Here is an 18,153-nt window from a genome sequence, read left to right as displayed (position 1 = left end):
CTCAGCGCGCATAGGCGTACGGACCGCCGCGGGCGAGCGCGCGCTGGTAGCCCGGCCGCACGTGGATCTTCGCCAGCCACGCGACGGTCGCCGGCCGCGACCCGCCCAGCCCGGCGCGGTGGCGGGCCGCCTCGAGCGGGAAGCTCATCATGATGTCCGCCGCGGTGAAGGTGTCGCCCGCGAACCACGGCCGATCCGCCAGCTCCGCTTCGACGAAGTCGAGGTGACGGTCGATCATCGGCTGGACGCGCGCCACCGCGCGCGTGCCGATCAGCGGCAGCCGTGACAGCACCAGCTTGAGCAGCAGCGGCGGCATCATCGACCCTTCGGCATAATGGAGCCAGAAGCGATAGCGCAGCGCGTCGTCGCGCTTCGCCGGGGCGCCGAGCCTGCCGTCCGCGCGGTCGACGAGATACTCGACGATCGCGCCGGTCTCGGCGACCACGCGGCCGCGCTCGCCCGGCGCCGCCCCGTCGCGATCCTCGATCACCGGCGACTTGCCGAGCGGATGAACGCGGCGAAGCTCGGGCGGCGCGAGCATCGTCTTGGGGTCACGCGCGTACCGCTCCACCTCATAGGCCAGCCCGAGTTCCTCGAGCAGCCACAGCACGCGCTGCGAGCGCGAGTTCTCGAGATGGTGGACGACGATCGTCATGACGGCTCCCCTGAACGCGCGACCCAGATCCAGATCGCTGCGGTGAACGCGACCGCGCCGTCGCGTATCCGCGGTGCGAGTGCCGCCACGATGCGACGCTCGATTGCCGCTCGCTCATCCGGCTCCGCGGCGGCGAGCGCCGCCGCGGCGGGGCCGATCCGGCGGAAGAAGGCGAGCGCGTCGGCGATCGGGTCGTCACCGGCGCCCACGACGTACTTGACGTCATGCGGTGTGACACACGCGTCACGCCACCCGGCGGCGAAGAGGATATCCCGCGTATGAGCGCGGTCGGCGAGACCGAACGGACCCGGGGTATAGACGCCGTTGACGTCGGGCGACGTGCCGACCGCGGCGTCCAGCGCATTGGCCCAGTCATTCTCCTCGCGCGATCTGAAGCAGGAGAAGACGAGCGGCGCGCCCGGTCGCGCCGCACGCGCCATCGCCGCGAAGGAAGCGACGGGATCGTCGAAGAACATCACGCCGTGGCGCGAGACGATGAGATCGAGTGGGGCGAGCGTCGGCAGCACCACCGCGGCGTCACCGACGAGGAAAACGACTCGGCGATCGCCCCCGGCGTGATCGTCCAGGCCGCGGCCAGCCGCACGCTCCCGAGCCACCGCGACGAGCGGCTCCGCGAGGTCCAATCCCGTCACCTTTAGACCGGGACACGCCGCGGCGAGTGCCAGACCGGTACTCCCCGCCCCGCAGCCGACGTCGGCGGCGCGCCCCTTCTCCGGCACGATTGACATAATCGCCGCGTCCAGGACGGCGGCGATATCCGCGAAGGCGCGTTCGGTGCGCTGCCACTCCGCGGCCCAGGTCGCCCCGACACGGCCACGCCAGTCCGCACCCGACGTCACCACTCAGCCTCGCGCACCACCTGTCCGAGGAGGCGACATCGCACCAGCCGCCCGCTCACCGAGAGGCGGCCCGAGCGTATCCCCCGCCGGCCCCGCCGCCCGCGCGCTCGCCGCGCGCGTTCCGCTCGGGAGCCGACCGGCTCAGATGTCGTCGTCCTCGCTCGGCCCGGCCATCATGCCGTCGGCGACCTGCTCGGTACGCGCCCGGATCGCCTTCTCCAGCCGGTCCATCATCTCCGGATTCTCGCGCAGGAAGGTCTTGGCATTCTCACGCCCCTGCCCGATGCGAACCGAGTCGTAGGAGAACCACGCACCGGATTTCTCGACCAGCCCCGCCTTCACCCCGATGTCGAGGATCTCACCGACCTTGGAGATGCCCTCGCCGTACATGATGTCGAACTCGACCTGCTTGAACGGCGGCGCGACCTTGTTCTTCACCACCTTCACGCGCGTGGCGTTGCCCGTCACCTCGTCGCGGTCCTTGATCGCGCCGGTGCGGCGGATGTCGAGGCGAACCGAGGCGTAGAACTTCAGCGCGTTGCCGCCGGTGGTCGTCTCCGGGTTGCCGTACATGACGCCGATCTTCATGCGCAGCTGGTTGATGAAGATCACCATGCAGCGCGACCGGCTGATCGAGCCGGTCAGCTTGCGCAGCGACTGCGACATCAGTCGCGCCTGCAGGCCGACGTGGCTGTCGCCCATCTCGCCCTCGATCTCGGCGCGCGGCACCAGCGCGGCGACCGAATCGACCACCAGCACGTCGATCGCGTTGGAGCGCACCAGCGTGTCGACGATCTCGAGCGCCTGCTCGCCGGTGTCGGGCTGCGACACGATCAGCTCGTCGATATTGACGCCCAGCTTCTTGGCATAGACCGGGTCGAGCGCGTGCTCGGCGTCGACGAAGGCCGCTGTGCCGCCGTTCTTCTGCGCCTCGGCGATGACGTGGAGCGCCAGCGTCGTCTTGCCCGAGCTCTCCGGCCCGTACACCTCGATCACGCGGCCGCGCGGCAGGCCGCCGACCCCGAGTGCGATGTCGAGCCCGAGCGAGCCGGTCGAGATCGCCTCGACCTGCATCGTCTCCTTCTGCCCGAGCTTCATCGCCGAGCCCTTGCCGAAGGCACGGTCGATCTGCGCCAGCGCGGCGTCGAGCGCCTTCTGACGGTCTGCGTTCGCGGTAGCCATGCCGGTATCGATCACCTGAAGTTTGGCGGCCATTGCCGTGGACCCTTTCGCTAGAGCAACCGCGCGTCGCGTTCAACGCACCGCGATGGTGTATTCTCTTTGTTCCATGAGAACAAGTAGAGAACTCTGCCGCGATATCAAGCCTCGCCGCGATAGCGGGCCACGCCGGCGGCGAAGCGAGGGTTGCCGAACGAATCCTCGAAGGCCTGGTCGAGCGACTCGTCCAGCGGGTCGTCCAGAATATGCTTGAGCAGCCGTAGCGCGGTCGCGTCGTTGCGCGCGATCTCGTCGATCACCTCGGACGCGTCGCCGATATTGTCCACCAGCCCGATCCGCAGCGCCTCCGCCGAATCGATCGAGCCGGCGGTGAACAGAAGCCGCGCCGCCTGCGCGCGCCCGACTCGCCGCGCCAGTCTTGCGACGTCACCGACGGGATAGCCGATCCCGAGCCGCGCGGGCGGGATGCCGAAACGCGCGCCGGGCGAGGCCACGATCAGGTCGCAGGCGAGCGCCAGCGCCACACCCGCGCCGAAGCAGCCCCCCTCGACCTGCGCGACGGTCGGGATCGGCAGCTCGGCCAGCACACCGACGGCGTCCTCCAGCGCGAGCCGGAATACGCTACGCGCCTCGACATCGTCGACCAGCCGCGCGAGATCGGCGAGGTCGGCGCCGGCGCAGAACACCCCCGGCACTGCCGAGCGCAGCAGCAGGGCGCGCGCGCTCGTCGGGATCGTCCGGAGGCTGGCCGCGAGCGCCTGCCACGCACCGGTCGGCAGCGCGTTGCGCGCGTCGGGTCGCTCGAGCGAGAGGATCGCGACATGGTCGAGGAGCTTGAGCGCGATCATGCCACCGTGGTCGCGAGCTGCCACCAGGCCGGCTGCTGGATCGCGATCGCACGCGCCGCGCGGTCGCGCGTCGCGACCGCGTCGAACAAGGCGAAACAGGTCGCGCCCGAGCCGGACATGCGCGTCAGGGTCACGCCTTCTTGGTCGCGCAGCACGCCGAGCAGGTCGCGCACCGCGGGCGCGACCGCTTCCGCCGCGGGCTGGAGGTCGTTGCGGCCCGCCAGCGCGCGCGCCAACGTGTCCCCTTCCCCGATGCCGCCGCGATCCACGCCATCCCAGCGCGCGAAGACCGCGGCGGTGGAGACCTTCTCGAGCGGGTTGACGAGCAGCGCCGGGCAGTCGCCCACCCCCGTGATCGGCACGAGATCGTCGCCGCGTCCCGTCCCCAGAGCGGCGCGACCGAGCAGGCACGCGGGCACGTCCGCGCCGAGCGCGCGCGCCACCGCGTCGAGCCGCGCGTCGTCCTGCGCGACGCCGTGGCGCCGCGCGAGCGAACGTAGCGTCGCCGCCGCGTCGGCCGAGCCGCCGCCGATCCCCGAGGCGACCGGCAGCCGCTTGTCGAGCGTGATGACGTAGCGCTCGTCCCCGCCGAAGGCCGCGCGGAACGCCGCGAGCGCCCGGACGACCAGATTGTCGGCATCGTCGTCGATCGCCGCGGCGAACGGCCCGGTGACGGTGAAGCGGTCGCGCTCGGCCGGCGCCAGCGTCACCACGTCCCCATCGCGCGCGAAGGCGAACAACGTCTCGAGCGCGTGATAGCCGTCGGCACGGCGTGCGCGCACGTGGAGCGCCAGGTTGAGCTTGGCCGGCGCCGTCTCGACGAGCACCACCGTGTCCACCGCCGTCGCGCTCACCGCAGCGCTCCGATCCCGCGCGCGATCTTCGCATCGAGCCGGGCGGCGATCTCGGCCTCGGCGACCTGTCGCGCCGCGGTCCAAGCGTAGCGCGCCTCGTAGCGCCGCCCCGCCGTCCAATAGGCGTCGCCGAGATGCTCGCCGATCTCGGCATTGGCAGGGTCTCCGAGTGCGGCCTGTTCGAGCAGCGGCAGCGCGCGCGCGCGCTGGCCGCGCACCAGCAGCGCCCAGCCGAGCGAGTCGGCGATCGCGGCATCGTCGGGCTTGAGCGCGGCGGCCCGCTCGAGCAGCTTCTGCGCGTCGGCCAGCCGCTCGCGCCGCTGCACCAGCGCATAGCCGAGATAGTTGAGCGCGAGCGGCTCGCTTGGCCCCAGCTTCACCGCCCGCTCCAGCGCGGGGCGCGCCTGATCCCAGCGCTTCGCCTCGTCGAGCGCGGCGCCATATTGCAGCCAGTCGGCCCAGTCGGCCGCGGCGCCGGCGCGGTCGATCAGCCGGCGGTAGAGCGGCACCGCCTCGATCGGGCGGCCGAGCCGGACGTTGAGATCGGCGAGCCGCTGCACGTCCTCGGTCGCGGCGTCGGGGGCGGCACCCAGCGCGCGCGCGGCGGCGAGCGCCTCTGCGTCGCGGCCGTCGTCGGCGAGCAGCTGGACCCGCCCCGCGGCGGCGATCTGCGCGTAAAGGCCGTTCGGCGACACCGCGTCGAGCACCGCCAGCGCGCGATCGACCGCGTCGTCGCGCGCCAGCACGCCGGCGAGCAGCACGCGCGCGCGGTCGTTCCCCGGCTCGGCCCGCAACGCGGCCTGGAGCAGCGTGTAGGTGAGCGGGCCGGGCGCGCCGACGGCGAGGTCCGACGCGACGCGCGTGAAGAGGTAGGAGGCGCCGAACGTCAGCGACGGCTTGGCGGCATAGCGCCCGGCCAGCGCAGGGTCGGTCGCGGCGGCGCGCAGCCGCGTGATCGTGGACTCGCCGCCGGCGGCGAGGAGCCGCGCCGCCGCCTCGTGCTCACCGCGACCGAGCAGCAGCCGCGCGGCGGCGACTCGATGATCCTGGCTGGCGAGGTCGTTGCCGAGCAGCGGGCGGAGCGCTGCCTCGCCCTCCGCCACCTTGCCGGTGGCGATCAGCAGCAGCGCGCGGGTCTCCTCGACGAAGCGGCGCGACACCGCGTCCGCGGGCGCGCGCGCGAGCGGCGCGAACGGATCACCGCCCGCGTCGAGCGCGGCCCAGGCGGCGAGCGGGGCGGCGAGGATGCGGAGCTGGTCGTCGCGCAGGCGCGCGATCGCGGCGCCGGCGGCTACTCGGTCCCCGGTGCGCGCGGCGCGGGCGAGCGCGAGCAGAGCGGCGTCGGCGGGGGCGACGCCCTGGTCGGCGAGCGACGCCGCGGCGCGGTCGGCGAGCGTGAGATCGCCCGCGCGCACCGCCTCGCGATAGGCGCGCACCGCGACCACCGCGTTGTCGGGGGCGGCGGCGAGCGCGCGCGCATAGTCGCTGGTGGCGGCGCCGACCGCGCCGTCCGCGGCCGCGGCGCGCGCCTTCATGTAGGCGCTGAGATCGCCGGTCGCGGCCGCGGCGGCGCCCGGCGCGAGCAGCAGCAGCGCGGCGGAGACGAGACCGGGAGGGCTGAACCGCATGGCCCGCTGTCGCGGCTCGGGCGCGGTCGCGTCAACCCCGCCGCCCGGCTTTATTGCGCGCAATAGGGACGGTGGAGAGGTGACGAGACCACGGCTCTCTCCGCTGTCTCGCCCTCCCGGGCGATGACGCGCCTGCGCGACAGCGGTCGTCATCCCGGGCTTGACCCGGGATCCATCGTCCCGCGCACGCCCCGAACCCTGTGTCTGAGGAGACATGGGTCCCGGCTCAAGGCCGGGTGACGTTAGCTGGGGGTCAAAGCGTGCGGCCCCACTCACATGTTCGGGTAGTTCGGCCCCCCGCCGCCCTCGGGCACGACCCAGTTGATGTTCTGTGTCGGATCCTTGATGTCGCAGGTCTTGCAGTGGACGCAGTTCTGCGCGTTGATCACGAACTTGGGCTCGCCGACCTCCTCGCCTACGATCTCGTAGACACCCGCCGGGCAGTAGCGCTGCGCGGGTTCGTCGTAGAGCGGCAAGTCATAGGCGACCGGGATGGTCGGGTCCTTGAGCGTGAGGTGGACCGGCTGATCCTCCTCGTGGTTGGTGTTCGACAGGAACACCGAGGAGAGCCGGTCGAAGGTGAGCACGCCGTCGGGCTTGGGATAGTCGATCTTCTTGACCAGGTCCTTGCGCCACAAGGTCTCGTGATCGGGATGGTGGTGTAGCGTGAACGGCATGCGAAGCCCGAGATATTCAAGCCACATCGTCACGCCCGCCAGCCCCGAGCCGATCAGGTCGCCGAAACGCTTCACCAGCGGCACGACGTTGCGGACGATCGACAGCTCCTTCTTCACCCAGCTGCGCTCGAACGCCTCGGGGTAAGCGACCAGCTCGTCACCCGCGCGCTGCGACACGATCGCCTCGACCGCGGCCTCGGCGGCGAGCATCGCGCTCTTCATCGCGGTGTGTGTGCCCTTGATCCGGGGCACGTTGAGGAAGCCCGCGCTGTCGCCGATCAGCGCCCCGCCGGGGAAGACCAACTTGGGGATGGACTGCAGTCCGCCGTCGTTGATCGCGCGCGCGCCGTAGCTCACCCGCTTGCCACCCTTGAGCAGCGCCGCCACCGCGGGGTGCGTCTTCCAGCGCTGCATCTCCTGGAAGGGCGAGACATAGGGGTTGCTGTAGTTGAGCCAGGTGACGAAGCCGATGCTCACCTGCCCGTTGGCCTGGTGATAGATCCAGCCGCCGCCGTTCGAGCCGGTCTCGCTGAGCGGCCATCCCTGGGTGTGGATCACCTTGCCCGGCGTGTGCAGCGCGGGATCGATGTCCCACAATTCCTTGACGCCGAGGCCATAGACCTGCGGGTCGCAGTCGCGTCGCAGGTCGAAGAGGCGCATCAGCTCCTTCGATAAGTGTCCGCGACAACCCTCTGAGAAGAAGGTGTATTTCGCGTGAAGCTCGAGTCCGGGCTGATAGTCGGACTTGCGCGTGCCGTCGCGCGCGACGCCCATGTCGCCGGTGGCGACGCCCTTCACGCTGCCGTCGTCGTGGAACAGGATCTCGGCCGCGGCGAAGCCGGGGAAAATCTCGACTCCCAGCTCCTCGGCCTTGCCCGCGAGCCAGCGGCACAGGTTGCCGAGCGAGCCGGTATAGGTGCCCTTGTTGTGGAGGAAGGGCGGGGTCCACAGGTGCGGCAGCGTGAACTTGCCCTTCTTGGTCAGCACCCAGTGGAGGTTATCGGTGACGGGCACCTCGGCCAGCGGGCAATCCTGCTCGCGCCAGTCAGGCAGCAGCTCGTCGAGCGACTGCGGGTCGATCACTGCGCCGGAGAGAATGTGCGCGCCGACCTCCGAGCCCTTCTCGATCACGCAGACCGAGACCTCGGCGTCTTTCTCCGCGGCGAGCTGCTTGAGCCGGATCGCCGCCGACAGGCCCGCCGGCCCGGCGCCGACGATGACCACGTCATAGGGCATGGACTCGCGTTCGCTCACGTCATCTTCTCCTCGGGAGCGCCCGGCGCCGCCTCGATGCGGGCACTCGTCGTGTTGTCGCAACGGCTGATCGGGCCGGCGGTGCCAGAAAGTTGACGCTCACGTCAACCGCGATCCTATGATGCAGATATGGGGGCTGATCAGAATCACGACTGGGCCATGATCGCGGCGAGCGCGCTCGACTGGTGGCGTGAGGCCGGGGTCGACACGCTCGTTGAGGACGCGCCGTTCGACTGGCTCGCCCCGGTCCAGACCGCCGCGCCGATCGCCTTCCTCCCGCCCGTCGCGCCGGCGAACGCGCCCCTGCCCGCCCCCGCCGCGCTACCCGACACGCGCGAGGCGTTCAAGGCGTGGCGGCTCGGCGAGGACGCGCCCGAGGCACGCTGGGGCGGCGTCGCGATCGCCGCGAGCGGGCCGCCGGACGCCGAGCTGATGGTCTTCGTCGACTGTCCCGAGCGCGACGACCGCGAGACGCTCCTCGAGGGTGACACCGGGCGGTTGTTCGATCGGATGCTCGCGGCGATCGGCCGCTCGCGCGCCGACACCGCGCTCGCCTCGGTGTGCGCGCGTCGCCCCACCACCGGCCGCGTCCCGCGCGACATCGCCGACCGGCTCGGCGAGATCGCGCGGCACCACGTCGCTTTGGCAGCCCCGACACGGCTGCTGGCGATGGGCGATGCGGCGAGCCGTGCGCTGTTGGCGATGAGCGTCGCCGACGCACGGGGACGTATGCACCTGATTAACCATAAGCACGGCAAGAGCACGCACGTCGTGGCGACCCATCACCCGCGCTTCCTGCTGGATCGCCCCGCCGCCAAAGCCGAGACTTGGAAGGACCTGCTGATGCTCACCGGGGAGATCGCGTCATGAGCCCCCGCCGCGCCGCGCTGGCCGCCACCGCCGCGCTCGTCGCCGCCGTTCTGCCCGCCTCGGCCTCGGCCGCGCCAGCGCCTGTCGCGCCGCCGGTGACGGTCGCGACGGGCAAGACCGCCGGCATCCCGGCGCAGCTGACCCCCGAGCAGCGCTCGGGCTATCGCGCGGTCTTCGCCGCGATCCGCGACGAGCGCTGGAGCGACGCGCAGATCACGCTCGACACGATGGCGAGCGGGCCGCTCCACGCCTACGCCCGCGCCGAGCTGGTGCTCGCCAAGGGTTCGCCGCGGGTGAGCGACGAGGCGCTGAGCCGGCTGATCGCCGAGGCACCCGAGCTGCCCCAGGCCGAGGCGCTGATGCGGCTGGCGAGCGCGCGCGGCTTCACCGACCTGCCCGCGCTGCCGAGCGCGCAGCGGCTGATCTGGCAGGACGGCGCCCCGTCGCGCGTCCGCGCCCGGGCCACGCGCAGCGACCAGGTCGCCGCCGACCTGGCGCAGCGCATGCAGCCCTATGTGAAGGCCGACATGGGCGCCGAGGCGCAGGCGCTGCTCGAGACGACCGATGGCCTCTCGCCCGAGGCCGAGACCGAGTGGCAGGCGCGGATCGCCTGGATCTACTTCCTCCAGGGGCTCGACCCGCAGGCGCGTACGATGGCGGCCAAGGCGGCGGCGGGGAGCGGGGAGTGGGCGCTCCACGGCCGCTGGACCGAGGCACTGTCGGCGTGGCGCCAGCGCGACTGTGCCGCGACCCAGGTCGATTTCGAGAATGTCGCGGCGCGTGCGACGGACACCGACCTGCGCGCCACCGCGCTCTACTGGGCGGCCCGCTCGGACATGGCGTGCGGCCGGCCCGACCGCGTCGAGGCGCGGCTCAAGACCGCGGCGCAATATAAGGAGACCTTCTACGGGCTGCTCGCGCGACAGGCGCTCGGGCTTCCCGTGGACCGAGTCCGCCCCGAGCTGGTGAGCGGGGAATGGGCGCGGCTCGAGCGTCGTCCCAACGTCCGCGTCGCCGCCGCGCTGGCCGAGCTCGGCGAGGGCGAGCGCGCCGACACGGTGGTGCGCCAGCAGGCGCGCATCGGCGATCCGTCCGAGTTCGGCAGCCTCGTCCATATCAGCGAGACGCTCGACCTGCCCGCCACCACGGTGTGGCTCGCGCACAACATGCCGCAGGGCGCGGTGGCGACCGCCGACACGCGCTACCCGATGCCCAACTGGACGCCCGACACCGGCTGGCGCATCGACAAGGCGCTGGTCTACGCGCACACGCTCCAGGAATCGGGCTTCCGCAACAAGGTGCGCAGCCCCGCCGGCGCGTTCGGGCTCATGCAGATCATGCCCGCGGCGGCGACCGACTATATGCGCGAGCGCGGCGTCGCGATCGACCAGGACGCGCTGGCGCGACCCTCGACCAACATCGACATCGGCCAGCGCCATATCGAGAAGCTGCGCGACATGGGGCTCACCGGCGGGCTGCTGCCCAAGGTGATCGCCGCCTATAATGCCGGGCCCAAGCCGGTCGGAGAGTGGAATGCGCTGGTGCGCGACGGCGGCGACCCGTTGCTCTACATCGAGAGCATCCCCTTCTGGGAGACGCGCGGCTATGTGGTGACGGTGCTGCGCAACTACTGGATGTACGAGTCGCTGGGCGGCAAGGCCAAGAGCCCCAGCCGAGTCGCGCTGGCGCAGGGCATGTGGCCGCGCTTCCCGGGCCTGCCCGGCGACAGCGCGGTGCGGATGACGTCGCCGGCGCCCGTTACGGCGATCGCGATCAACGGCACGGTCGCGGCGCAATCGACGACTCACGCCGAGCGATGAGCCTCGACCTCACGCGCGCCTTCGTGCCGGTGCGTATCGCGGTGCTCACCGTCTCCGACACGCGCGGGCTGGCCGAGGACCGATCGGGCGACGCGCTGGTGGCGCGGCTGAGCGAGGCGGGGCATGTGCTCGCCGAGAGGGCGATCCTGCGCGACGACGTCGACTCAATCGTGGCGCAGCTCGATCGCTGGATCGACGACGCGGGCGTGGACTGCGTCATCACCACCGGGGGCACCGGCGTGACCGGGCGCGACGTCACCCCCGAGGCGATCGAGCGGGTCGCCGACAAGATGATCCCCGGCTTCGGCGAGCTGTTCCGCTGGCTGAGTTACCAGACGATCGGCACGTCGACGGTGCAGAGCCGCGCCTGCGCCTGCGTCGCGCGCGGCACCTATATCTTCGCGCTGCCCGGCTCGACCGGCGCGGTAAAGGACGCGTGGGACGGCATCCTCGCGAGCCAGCTCGACGTCCGCCATCGCCCCTGCAACTTCGTCGAATTGATGCCGCGGCTGACCGAGCGCTGAGCGGCGCCCGGCGACAGCGGGTCAGCCCGCGGTCACCGCGGCGAGCTCGTGACCGTCGGGATCGGTGAAGTGGAAGCGGCGGCCGCCGGGGAAGGCGAAGATCGGCCGGGTCACCTGCCCGCCCGCTGCCGCGACGGCCGCGAGCGCTGCCTCCAGGTCGCTGACCGCGATGACCGGCAGCGGGGCGGATGACGCTTCCGCGGGATCGGCCTGGAAGCCGATGTCGGTGTCACCGCTGGTGGTCGCGGCATAGGTCGGGCCGTAATCGGCGAAGGACCAGCCGAACGCCGCGCCGTAGAACTCCTTGGCGCGCGTCGTGTTCGCCACCGGCAGTTCGAGGTAGTTGAGCCGCCCCATCTTCGTCTCCCCTGATGTTCTTGCTATGTTCTAGGTCATCGCGTATATAGCCGCAATGGCCGATCGCAAGCTCCGAGCCGTTCGCGGCGCCACGCTGAACGCGGCGAGCACGCGCTTCAATCTGCCGCAGGCGGAGGAGGACGGCGACTGGCTCGACTCGCGCGAGAGGATCGACGGCGCCGCTGCCCCGGCGCGCACCACCGTCACGGTCGAGCGCGCGCGGACGATCATCACGCGCAACCAGTCGCCCGACGTGCCGTTCGACCGCTCGATCAACCCCTATCGCGGCTGCGAGCACGGCTGCATCTACTGCTTCGCGCGACCGAGCCACGCCTTCCACGACCTCTCGCCGGGGCTCGACTTCGAGACCAAGCTCTTCGCCAAGCCCGACGCCGCCGCGCTGCTCCGCACCGAGCTCGGCAAGCGCGACTATCGCTGCGCGCCGATCGCGATGGGTACCAACACCGATCCCTATCAGCCGATCGAGCGCGAGTGGCGGGTCACGCGCGAGGTGATCGAGGTGCTCGCCGCCTGCGACCACCCGCTGGTGATCACCACCAAGTCGGACCGGGTAGTGCGCGACCTCGACCTGCTCGCGCCGATGGCGGCGAAGGGCCTCGTCGCGGTCGCGATCTCGGTCACCTCGCTCGACCCGCGCGTGGCGATGACGGTCGAGCCGCGCGCGCCAGCGGCGGCGCGGCGGCTCGCCGCGGTGCGGCGGCTCAGCGACGCGGGCGTGCCGACCTATGTCAACATGGCGCCGGTCATCCCCGCGATCACCGACGAGGAGGTGGAAGCGGTCGTCGCCGCCAGCGCCGCGGCGGGCGCGCTGGGGGTCTCGTACATAGCGGTACGGCTGCCGTGGGAGGTGGCACCGCTGTTCCGCGCCTGGCTGGACGAGCATTATCCCGAGCGCGCCGCCAAGGTGATGGCGATCATCCAGAGCCTGCGCGGCGGCAAGGACAATGACCCGCGCTTCGGCGAGCGAATGCGCGGCCAGGGACCGTGGGCCGAGCTGCTGCGCACGCGCTTCCGCATCGCGCGGGCGCGTGCTGGCTTCAGCGACGAGCGGCGTCGGCTCGACCTGCGCTGCGACCTGTTTCGCGCACCGGCGCGGGCACAGGGCGAGCTGTTCTGAGGCCGCCATCGTCGTGCCGGAACCGACCTCCGACATAGCGTCGGAGAGTGGACGATGTCGCCGTCACGACGTGCACATCATCCGGCACGCTTGAACCATCGTGCGCCCGCGCATGCGGGAGCCCAGAGCAAACACGCGACCCGCCCGACCCTGGGCTCCGGCGGTCGCCGGAGCATGGTGGCGCCCGCTAATCGCAGCCCTCTACCGCCCCAGCCGCCCGCGACTCGATAGCAACCGTCCTTGCGCCGCCACCGCCGGCGCGAACGCGCCGAGCCCCGGCGGCTCGGGCATGTCGACGTAGATTGCCTCCATCCCGCCGCGCGCCGAATAGGCCTCGTGCCAGAAGCCGTTCCCGTGGCGGTCGGCGAGGAAGGCGCGCCACCAGTCGCTGTGCGGATCGGCACGCGTGAACGCCTCAAGGCTCTCCAAATCGCGCCAATATTGCCGGATACCGACATGGTTCCAGGCGTAGAGCGCGCCGTCGCTATGGAGCAGCCCCTCAGGCGGCGAGCGCCGGATCGCGGCGAGTCCGCGCCCGATCGACAGAAAGGAGGGCAGCCCGCGCAGTGCGCCGACACGGAAGCCGAGCAGCACCACCACCATGTCGGGCCACGCCGACACGTCCACCGTCACGCGCCGCGCGTCCTTCGCTTGCATCAACGCCTCCATCGTTTACACCGTACACATAGCCTGCCACGTGTACGGTGTAAACAGATGAGTGTCCCGGCCAACCTTCGCGATCAGCTGCTCGACCATGCCGAGGCGATGCTGGAGGCGGGCGAGAGCGAGCCCGGCATCCGCGCGCTGGCGCGCGCGGCGGGCGTGTCGGCGATGGCACCCTATCGCCATTTCGCCGACAAGGCCGCGCTGCTCGCCGCGGTCACCGCGCGTGGCTTCGCCACGCTCGCCGCGCGACTCGCCGTGGCCGACGCCGAGGGAAGCGACGCGGAGCGGCTGATCGCGCAGGGGCTCGCCTATGTCGCCTTCGCGCGTGCCCACCCGGCTCTGTTCCGCCTGATGTTCGCGCGGGTGATGGAAGGCGAACCAGCCCACGAGAAGACTCGCGAGAACGCCCCCGCCTTCGCCATTCTCGCCGATCGCGTGACCGCGCTCGCAGGCAACGACGCCGCCGACGCGACGCTGGGCTGCTGGGCGATCGTGCACGGGCTCGCCACGCTCGCGCTCGACTCGCGCGTCGACGCGCCGTCGGGACAGGTACGCGCGGTGCTCGCGCTCTACGTTGCCGGGATCAGCCGACCGACTTGAGCCGCGTCTCCTCGATGTCGAACTCGACCTTGGTGACGCCGGGCAGATGCTCGATCCGCTCGGCGAGCTCGGCGTCGAGCGCGAAGTCGCGGCCGAGGACCACCGTGGCCTGCGCGTCGCCGTCGAGCGGCACCCGGAGCGTCACCTTGCCGCGCGCGCCGCGCAGCTCGCCGACCAGCGCGGCGAGCCCCGCCACCGCTGCGGTGTCGCTGACATGGACCTCGAGCGCGAAGCGGGTCGACGAGGCGAGTCCCTCGAACGGCCTGATCGCCTTGACCGTGACACGCGGCGTCTCCTCGCCCGGCCGTCGGTCGAGCTCGACCGTCGCGAGCCCGCAGCCGCCGTTGCGCGCCGCCTCTTCCAGGTCTGCGGCGGGGCCGTCGTCGAAGCAGGTCGCGACGAACTGCCCCGTCGAGTCCGACAGCGTCGCCATCATATAGCGTTTGCCGCGCGCCGAGGTGCGCCAGCGCGCGTCCTCGACCAGCACCGCCATCGTCGCCATGACGCGCGCGCCCTCGGCGATCGGCAGCTCGCCCAGCGCGACATAGCTGCGCGCGCCGTGCGTCTTGGCGAGATGGCGATAGCGATCGACCGGGTGCGCCGAGAAATAGAAGCCGAAGGCCTCCTTCTCCTGCTCCATCCGCTCGGCGAGCGACCAGCGCGCGTCGGGCAGCTTGATCGTGTCGCCCGCCCCAGCGTCGTCGCCGAACAGACCGCCCTGCCCACTCGCCCGCCCCTCGTGCGTGCGCGCCGCGATCGCGAGCATCGTCTCGGCGACGGCATGGACGCCCGCGCGATTGAGCTCGAGCGAGTCGAACGCGCCCGCCGCCGCGAGCGTCTCGAGCTGGCGCTTGTTGAGGAGGCGCGGGTCGACCCGAGTGGCGAGATCGTCGAGGCCGCGGAAAGTACCCGCGCCGGCGCGCTCGTCGCACAGCCGCTCCATCGCGCCCTCGCCGACCGACTTGAGCGCGGCGAGCGCGTAGCGCACCGACGGGACGCCATCGGCGTCGACCTCGACGTCGAACTCGGCCGCGCTGGCGTTGATGCAGGGCGGCAAGAGCCCGATCCCGAGCCGGCGCATGTCGTCGACGAAGATCGCCAGCTTGTCGGTGAGGTGGAGATCGTAGCACATCGAGGCGGCGAAGAACTCGGCCGGGTGATGCGCCTTGAGCCAGGCGGTCTGGTACGCGAGCAAGGCATAGGCCGCCGCGTGGCTCTTGTTGAAGCCATAGCCCGCGAACTTGTCGATCAAGTCGAACAGCTGGTTGGCATAATCCTTCTTGATGCCGTTATGCTCGGCGCAGCCGGCGACGAAGGTGGCGCGCTGCGCGTCCATCTCGGCCTTGATCTTCTTGCCCATCGCGCGGCGCAGCAGGTCGGCGCCGCCGAGCGAATAGCCCGCGAGGATCTGCGCCGCCTGCATCACCTGCTCCTGGTAGACGAAGATCCCGTAGGTCTCCTTCAGGATCGGCTCGAGCAAGGGATGCGGGTAGGTAATCTCCTCATTGCCCTGCTTGCGCCGGCCGAATGACGGGATATTGTCCATCGGCCCCGGGCGGTAGAGCGAGACGAGTGCGACGATGTCGCCGAAATTGGTCGGCCGCACCGCCGATAGCGTGCGGCGCATGCCCTCGGACTCGAGCTGGAACACGCCGACCGTGTCGCCGCGCTGGAGTAGCTTGTAGACACCCTCGTCGTCCCACAGCAGAGCGTCGAGATCGACATCGATCCCCCGCTTGGCCAGCAGCTGCACCGCTTTCTTGAGCACGGACAGCGTCTTGAGCCCGAGAAAGTCGAACTTCACCAGCCCGGCGCCCTCGACATATTTCATGTCGAACTGGGTCACCGGCATATCCGAGCGCGGGTCGCGGTAGAGCGGGACCAGCTGTGCCAGCGGCCGGTCGCCGATCACCACGCCCGCGGCGTGGGTCGAGGAGTGACGCGGCAGGCCCTCGAGCTTCATCGCCAGGTCGAGCAGCCGCCGAACCTCATTGTCGTTCGAATATTCGCGCGCCAGCTCGGAAACGCCGTTGAGCGCGCGGTCGAGCGTCCACGGGTCGGTCGGGTGGTTGGGGACGAGCTTGGCGAGCCGGTCGACCTGGCCGTAGCTCATCTGCAGCACGCGCCCGGTGTCCTTGAGCACCGCGCGCGCCTTGAGCTTCCCGAAAGTGATGATCTGCGCGACCTGGTCACGGCCGTATTTCTCCTGGACGTAGCGGATCACCTCGCCGCGGCGCGTCTCGCAGAAGTCGATGTCGAAGTCGGGCATCGACACGCGCTCGGGGTTGAGGAAGCGCTCGAACAGCAGCCCCAGCTTGATCGGGTCGAGATCGGTGATGGTCAGCGCCCAGGCCACCGCCGAGCCGGCGCCGGAACCGCGCCCCGGTCCCACGGGGATGTCGTGCGCCTTGGCCCATTGGATGAAGTCGGCGACGATCAGGAAATAGCCGGGGAAGCCCATCTGGATGATGACGTCGAGCTCGAACTCGAGCCGCTGCCGGTACGTCTCCTGCCAGTCGGGCTCGGCGGGCGCCTGGCCGAGCGCGACGATCCGCTCCATCCGTGCCGCCAGCCCCTCGCGCGCGCGATCGCGCAGCATCGTCGCCTCGCCCTCGCGGTCGCCCGCGAGGCTGGGGAGGATCGGCTTGCGCTTGGGTGCGGCGACCGCGCAGCGCTGCGCCACCACCAAGGTATTGGCGATCGCTTCGGGCAGGTCGGCGAACAACTCGCGCATCGCCTCCGCGGGCTTCATCCAGGCGTGGCCGCAGCTCTTCGGCCGATCATCGCTCTCAAGGTAGCTGGAGCTGGCGATGCACAGCATGGCGTCGTGCGCGTCGCCGAACGCCGCCTCCTCGAAGCAGCTCGGGTTGGTCGCGACGATCGGCCAGCCACGCGCGTAGGCGAGGTCGAGCAGCGGCGCCTCGGCGCGCTCCTCGATCGGATCATCGCGGCGGCACAGCTCGACGTAGAGCCGGTCGCCGAAGGTGGCGTGGAGTCGCTCGGCGTATGCGATCGCGCGCGCCGGCTGGTCCTCGGCGAACAGGCGTGCCACCCCGCCCTCGCCGCCCGCGGTGAGCGCGATCAGCCCCGCGGCGTGGCGCTCGAGCAACTCGAAGCCGACGTGCGGCGCCAGCTCGAGCGGGCGGTCGAGATGCGCGTGGCTGACCAGGGCGCAGAGATTGTCGTAGCCCGCCTCGTCCTGTGCGTAGAGCGCGATCCAGTCGACCACGGTCGAGGCACCCTCGGGCATGTCGGGCCGTGCCACGCCTAGCATCGTGCCGATCACCGGCTGGACACCCGCGCCTTTGGCGGCGTCCGAGAAAGCCATGGCGGCGTACAGCCCGTTGCGATCGGTCAGCGCAGCGGCGGGGAAACCGAGCTTGGCCGCGCGTTTGGCGATCGCCTTGGGCTCGATCGCGCCGTCGAGCATGGTGTAGCTGGAGAAGATGCGGAGCGGCACGAAGCCCGAATGTGGCATCTCCCCTAGCTAGGCGCGGCGACCCGATTCGGCCAGCACCCGCGCGACCGCCGGAACCGCGCCCGCGCCGGCCCGTTCGCCAGCGCAGCAGGAGGACGGACATGAGCGATCTCAGGGGTGCGCCGCGCGCGATGGGTGCGGGCTGGGGCTGGATCATGGCCTATGGGGTGGTCTCGGTGCTGGTCGGCGTGGCGGCGATTATCTGGCCCTATGTGGCGACCTACGCCGCGACCGTGGTGATCGGCACCTTGTTCTTCATCTCAGGCGTGTTCTCGATCGCGGCGGGCCTGTTCGGGCACGGTAGCGAGAGCCGCGGCTACGCCCTTCTGTTCGGAGTCCTCTCGGTGGTGGTCGGCGCGATCATGGTGTTCGAGCCGATGACGGGCGCGATATCGCTGACCTTGATGGTGGCGGTGTGGCTCGGCGTGCGCGGCGTGCTGGAGATCGTCGCGGGGACGCGGATGCGGCGCCGCCGCGTGATGATGATGGTGCTCGGCGCGATCAACCTGCTGCTGACGCTGTTCATCCTGCTGACGGTGCCGTGGTCGGCGCTGACTCTGCCGGGCTATGTGCTCGGGATCAGCTTCCTGTTCGGCGGCGTCACCGCGATCGCGGCGGCGAGCGATCATCGCAGCGGGGCGAGCGCCTTCGCGGTGCCCGAGGAAATGGTGCAGCAGTGAGAGGCGCGGTGGCGCGCCCTTGCCTTACCCTCGTCCGTCGTCCTGCACTTGTTTCAGGATCCACG

At 71.0% G+C, this 18,153-nt stretch carries 16 protein-coding genes; 6 read left to right on the top strand and 10 right to left on the bottom strand.

Annotated features, from left to right (window positions below):
• Window position 1: 1 nt before the first annotated feature.
• The 7 genes from K7957_RS01350 to K7957_RS01320 all read right to left on the bottom strand — a co-directional run bounded on the left by K7957_RS01350 (window position 2) and on the right by K7957_RS01320 (window position 7,955).
• A complete protein-coding gene (locus K7957_RS01350) occupies window positions 2–655 on the bottom strand; it encodes a glutathione S-transferase family protein (protein ID WP_223010204.1) in 654 nt (217 codons plus the stop codon).
• A complete protein-coding gene (locus K7957_RS01345; protein ID WP_223010203.1) occupies window positions 652–1,515 on the bottom strand; it encodes a class I SAM-dependent methyltransferase in 864 nt (287 codons plus the stop codon). Before K7957_RS01345 ends, K7957_RS01350 begins: the two co-directional genes overlap by 4 nt.
• A gap of 141 nt (window positions 1,516–1,656) precedes the next feature.
• Entirely contained in the window at window positions 1,657–2,730 is a 1,074-nt protein-coding gene (gene recA, locus K7957_RS01340; RefSeq protein ID WP_223010202.1) for a recombinase RecA, read from the bottom strand.
• Between the two features lie 104 nt (window positions 2,731–2,834).
• On the bottom strand, window positions 2,835–3,566 hold the full coding sequence (locus tag K7957_RS01335) for an enoyl-CoA hydratase/isomerase family protein (protein WP_343228263.1): 732 nt from the start codon (window positions 3,564–3,566) through the stop codon (window positions 2,835–2,837).
• On the bottom strand, window positions 3,539–4,396 hold the full coding sequence (locus tag K7957_RS01330) for a 4-(cytidine 5'-diphospho)-2-C-methyl-D-erythritol kinase (RefSeq protein ID WP_425517138.1): 858 nt from the start codon (window positions 4,394–4,396) through the stop codon (window positions 3,539–3,541). Before K7957_RS01330 ends, K7957_RS01335 begins: the two co-directional genes overlap by 28 nt.
• Entirely contained in the window at window positions 4,393–6,024 is a 1,632-nt protein-coding gene (locus tag K7957_RS01325) for a tetratricopeptide repeat protein (protein WP_223010201.1), read from the bottom strand. The genes K7957_RS01330 and K7957_RS01325 overlap by 4 nt, the downstream gene beginning before the upstream one ends.
• 272 nt (window positions 6,025–6,296) lie before the next feature.
• The gene (locus tag K7957_RS01320) at window positions 6,297–7,955 is read right to left on the bottom strand and encodes an electron transfer flavoprotein-ubiquinone oxidoreductase (RefSeq protein ID WP_223010200.1); all 1,659 of its coding nucleotides are present in this window, start codon (window positions 7,953–7,955) and stop codon (window positions 6,297–6,299) included.
• 129 nt (window positions 7,956–8,084) lie between these two features.
• Here K7957_RS01320 and K7957_RS01315 point away from each other — a divergent pair, with 129 nt between their 5' ends.
• The 3 genes from K7957_RS01315 to moaB are packed head-to-tail and all read left to right on the top strand — an operon-like array spanning window position 8,085 to window position 11,169.
• On the top strand, window positions 8,085–8,825 hold the full coding sequence (locus K7957_RS01315) for a uracil-DNA glycosylase family protein (protein ID WP_223010199.1): 741 nt from the start codon (window positions 8,085–8,087) through the stop codon (window positions 8,823–8,825).
• Window positions 8,822–10,645 (top strand): lytic transglycosylase domain-containing protein, encoded by a 1,824-nt coding sequence (locus K7957_RS01310; protein ID WP_223010198.1) that lies wholly within the window; start codon window positions 8,822–8,824, stop codon window positions 10,643–10,645. The genes K7957_RS01315 and K7957_RS01310 overlap by 4 nt, the downstream gene beginning before the upstream one ends.
• The gene (gene moaB, locus K7957_RS01305) at window positions 10,642–11,169 is read left to right on the top strand and encodes a molybdenum cofactor biosynthesis protein B (protein ID WP_223010197.1); all 528 of its coding nucleotides are present in this window, start codon (window positions 10,642–10,644) and stop codon (window positions 11,167–11,169) included. The genes K7957_RS01310 and moaB overlap by 4 nt, the downstream gene beginning before the upstream one ends.
• A gap of 21 nt (window positions 11,170–11,190) precedes the next feature.
• On the opposite strand, the gene K7957_RS01300 is transcribed toward moaB, so the two are convergent.
• On the bottom strand, window positions 11,191–11,526 hold the full coding sequence (locus K7957_RS01300; RefSeq protein ID WP_223010196.1) for a VOC family protein: 336 nt from the start codon (window positions 11,524–11,526) through the stop codon (window positions 11,191–11,193).
• Window positions 11,527–11,581: 55 nt separating this feature from the next.
• Here K7957_RS01300 and K7957_RS01295 point away from each other — a divergent pair, with 55 nt between their 5' ends.
• The gene (locus tag K7957_RS01295) at window positions 11,582–12,664 is read left to right on the top strand and encodes a PA0069 family radical SAM protein (protein ID WP_223010195.1); all 1,083 of its coding nucleotides are present in this window, start codon (window positions 11,582–11,584) and stop codon (window positions 12,662–12,664) included.
• Window positions 12,665–12,865: 201 nt separating this feature from the next.
• On the opposite strand, the gene K7957_RS01290 is transcribed toward K7957_RS01295, so the two are convergent.
• Window positions 12,866–13,321, bottom strand: a complete 456-nt coding sequence (locus K7957_RS01290; protein WP_223010194.1) for a monooxygenase family protein — start codon at window positions 13,319–13,321, stop codon at window positions 12,866–12,868.
• A gap of 57 nt (window positions 13,322–13,378) precedes the next feature.
• Here K7957_RS01290 and K7957_RS01285 point away from each other — a divergent pair, with 57 nt between their 5' ends.
• Window positions 13,379–13,930, top strand: coding sequence for a TetR/AcrR family transcriptional regulator (locus tag K7957_RS01285; RefSeq protein ID WP_223010193.1), 552 nt, complete (start codon window positions 13,379–13,381; stop codon window positions 13,928–13,930).
• Here the strand turns inward: K7957_RS01285 and dnaE are convergent.
• Complete coding sequence (gene dnaE, locus K7957_RS01280) at window positions 13,914–17,408, bottom strand: DNA polymerase III subunit alpha (RefSeq protein WP_223010192.1); 3,495 nt, start codon at window positions 17,406–17,408, stop codon at window positions 13,914–13,916. The genes K7957_RS01285 and dnaE overlap by 17 nt on opposite strands.
• Window positions 17,409–17,509: 101 nt before the next feature.
• Here dnaE and K7957_RS01275 point away from each other — a divergent pair, with 101 nt between their 5' ends.
• On the top strand, window positions 17,510–18,088 hold the full coding sequence (locus K7957_RS01275) for an HdeD family acid-resistance protein (protein WP_223010191.1): 579 nt from the start codon (window positions 17,510–17,512) through the stop codon (window positions 18,086–18,088).
• The last annotated feature ends 65 nt before the right edge of the window (window positions 18,089–18,153 follow it).

Origin of the sequence: Sphingomonas yunnanensis, assembly GCF_019898765.1 — a bacterium.
Taxonomy (GTDB): domain Bacteria; phylum Pseudomonadota; class Alphaproteobacteria; order Sphingomonadales; family Sphingomonadaceae; genus Sphingomonas; species Sphingomonas yunnanensis.
Note: the sequence above shows the minus strand (reverse complement) of the source record. Positions and strands in the feature narration are given on the sequence as shown.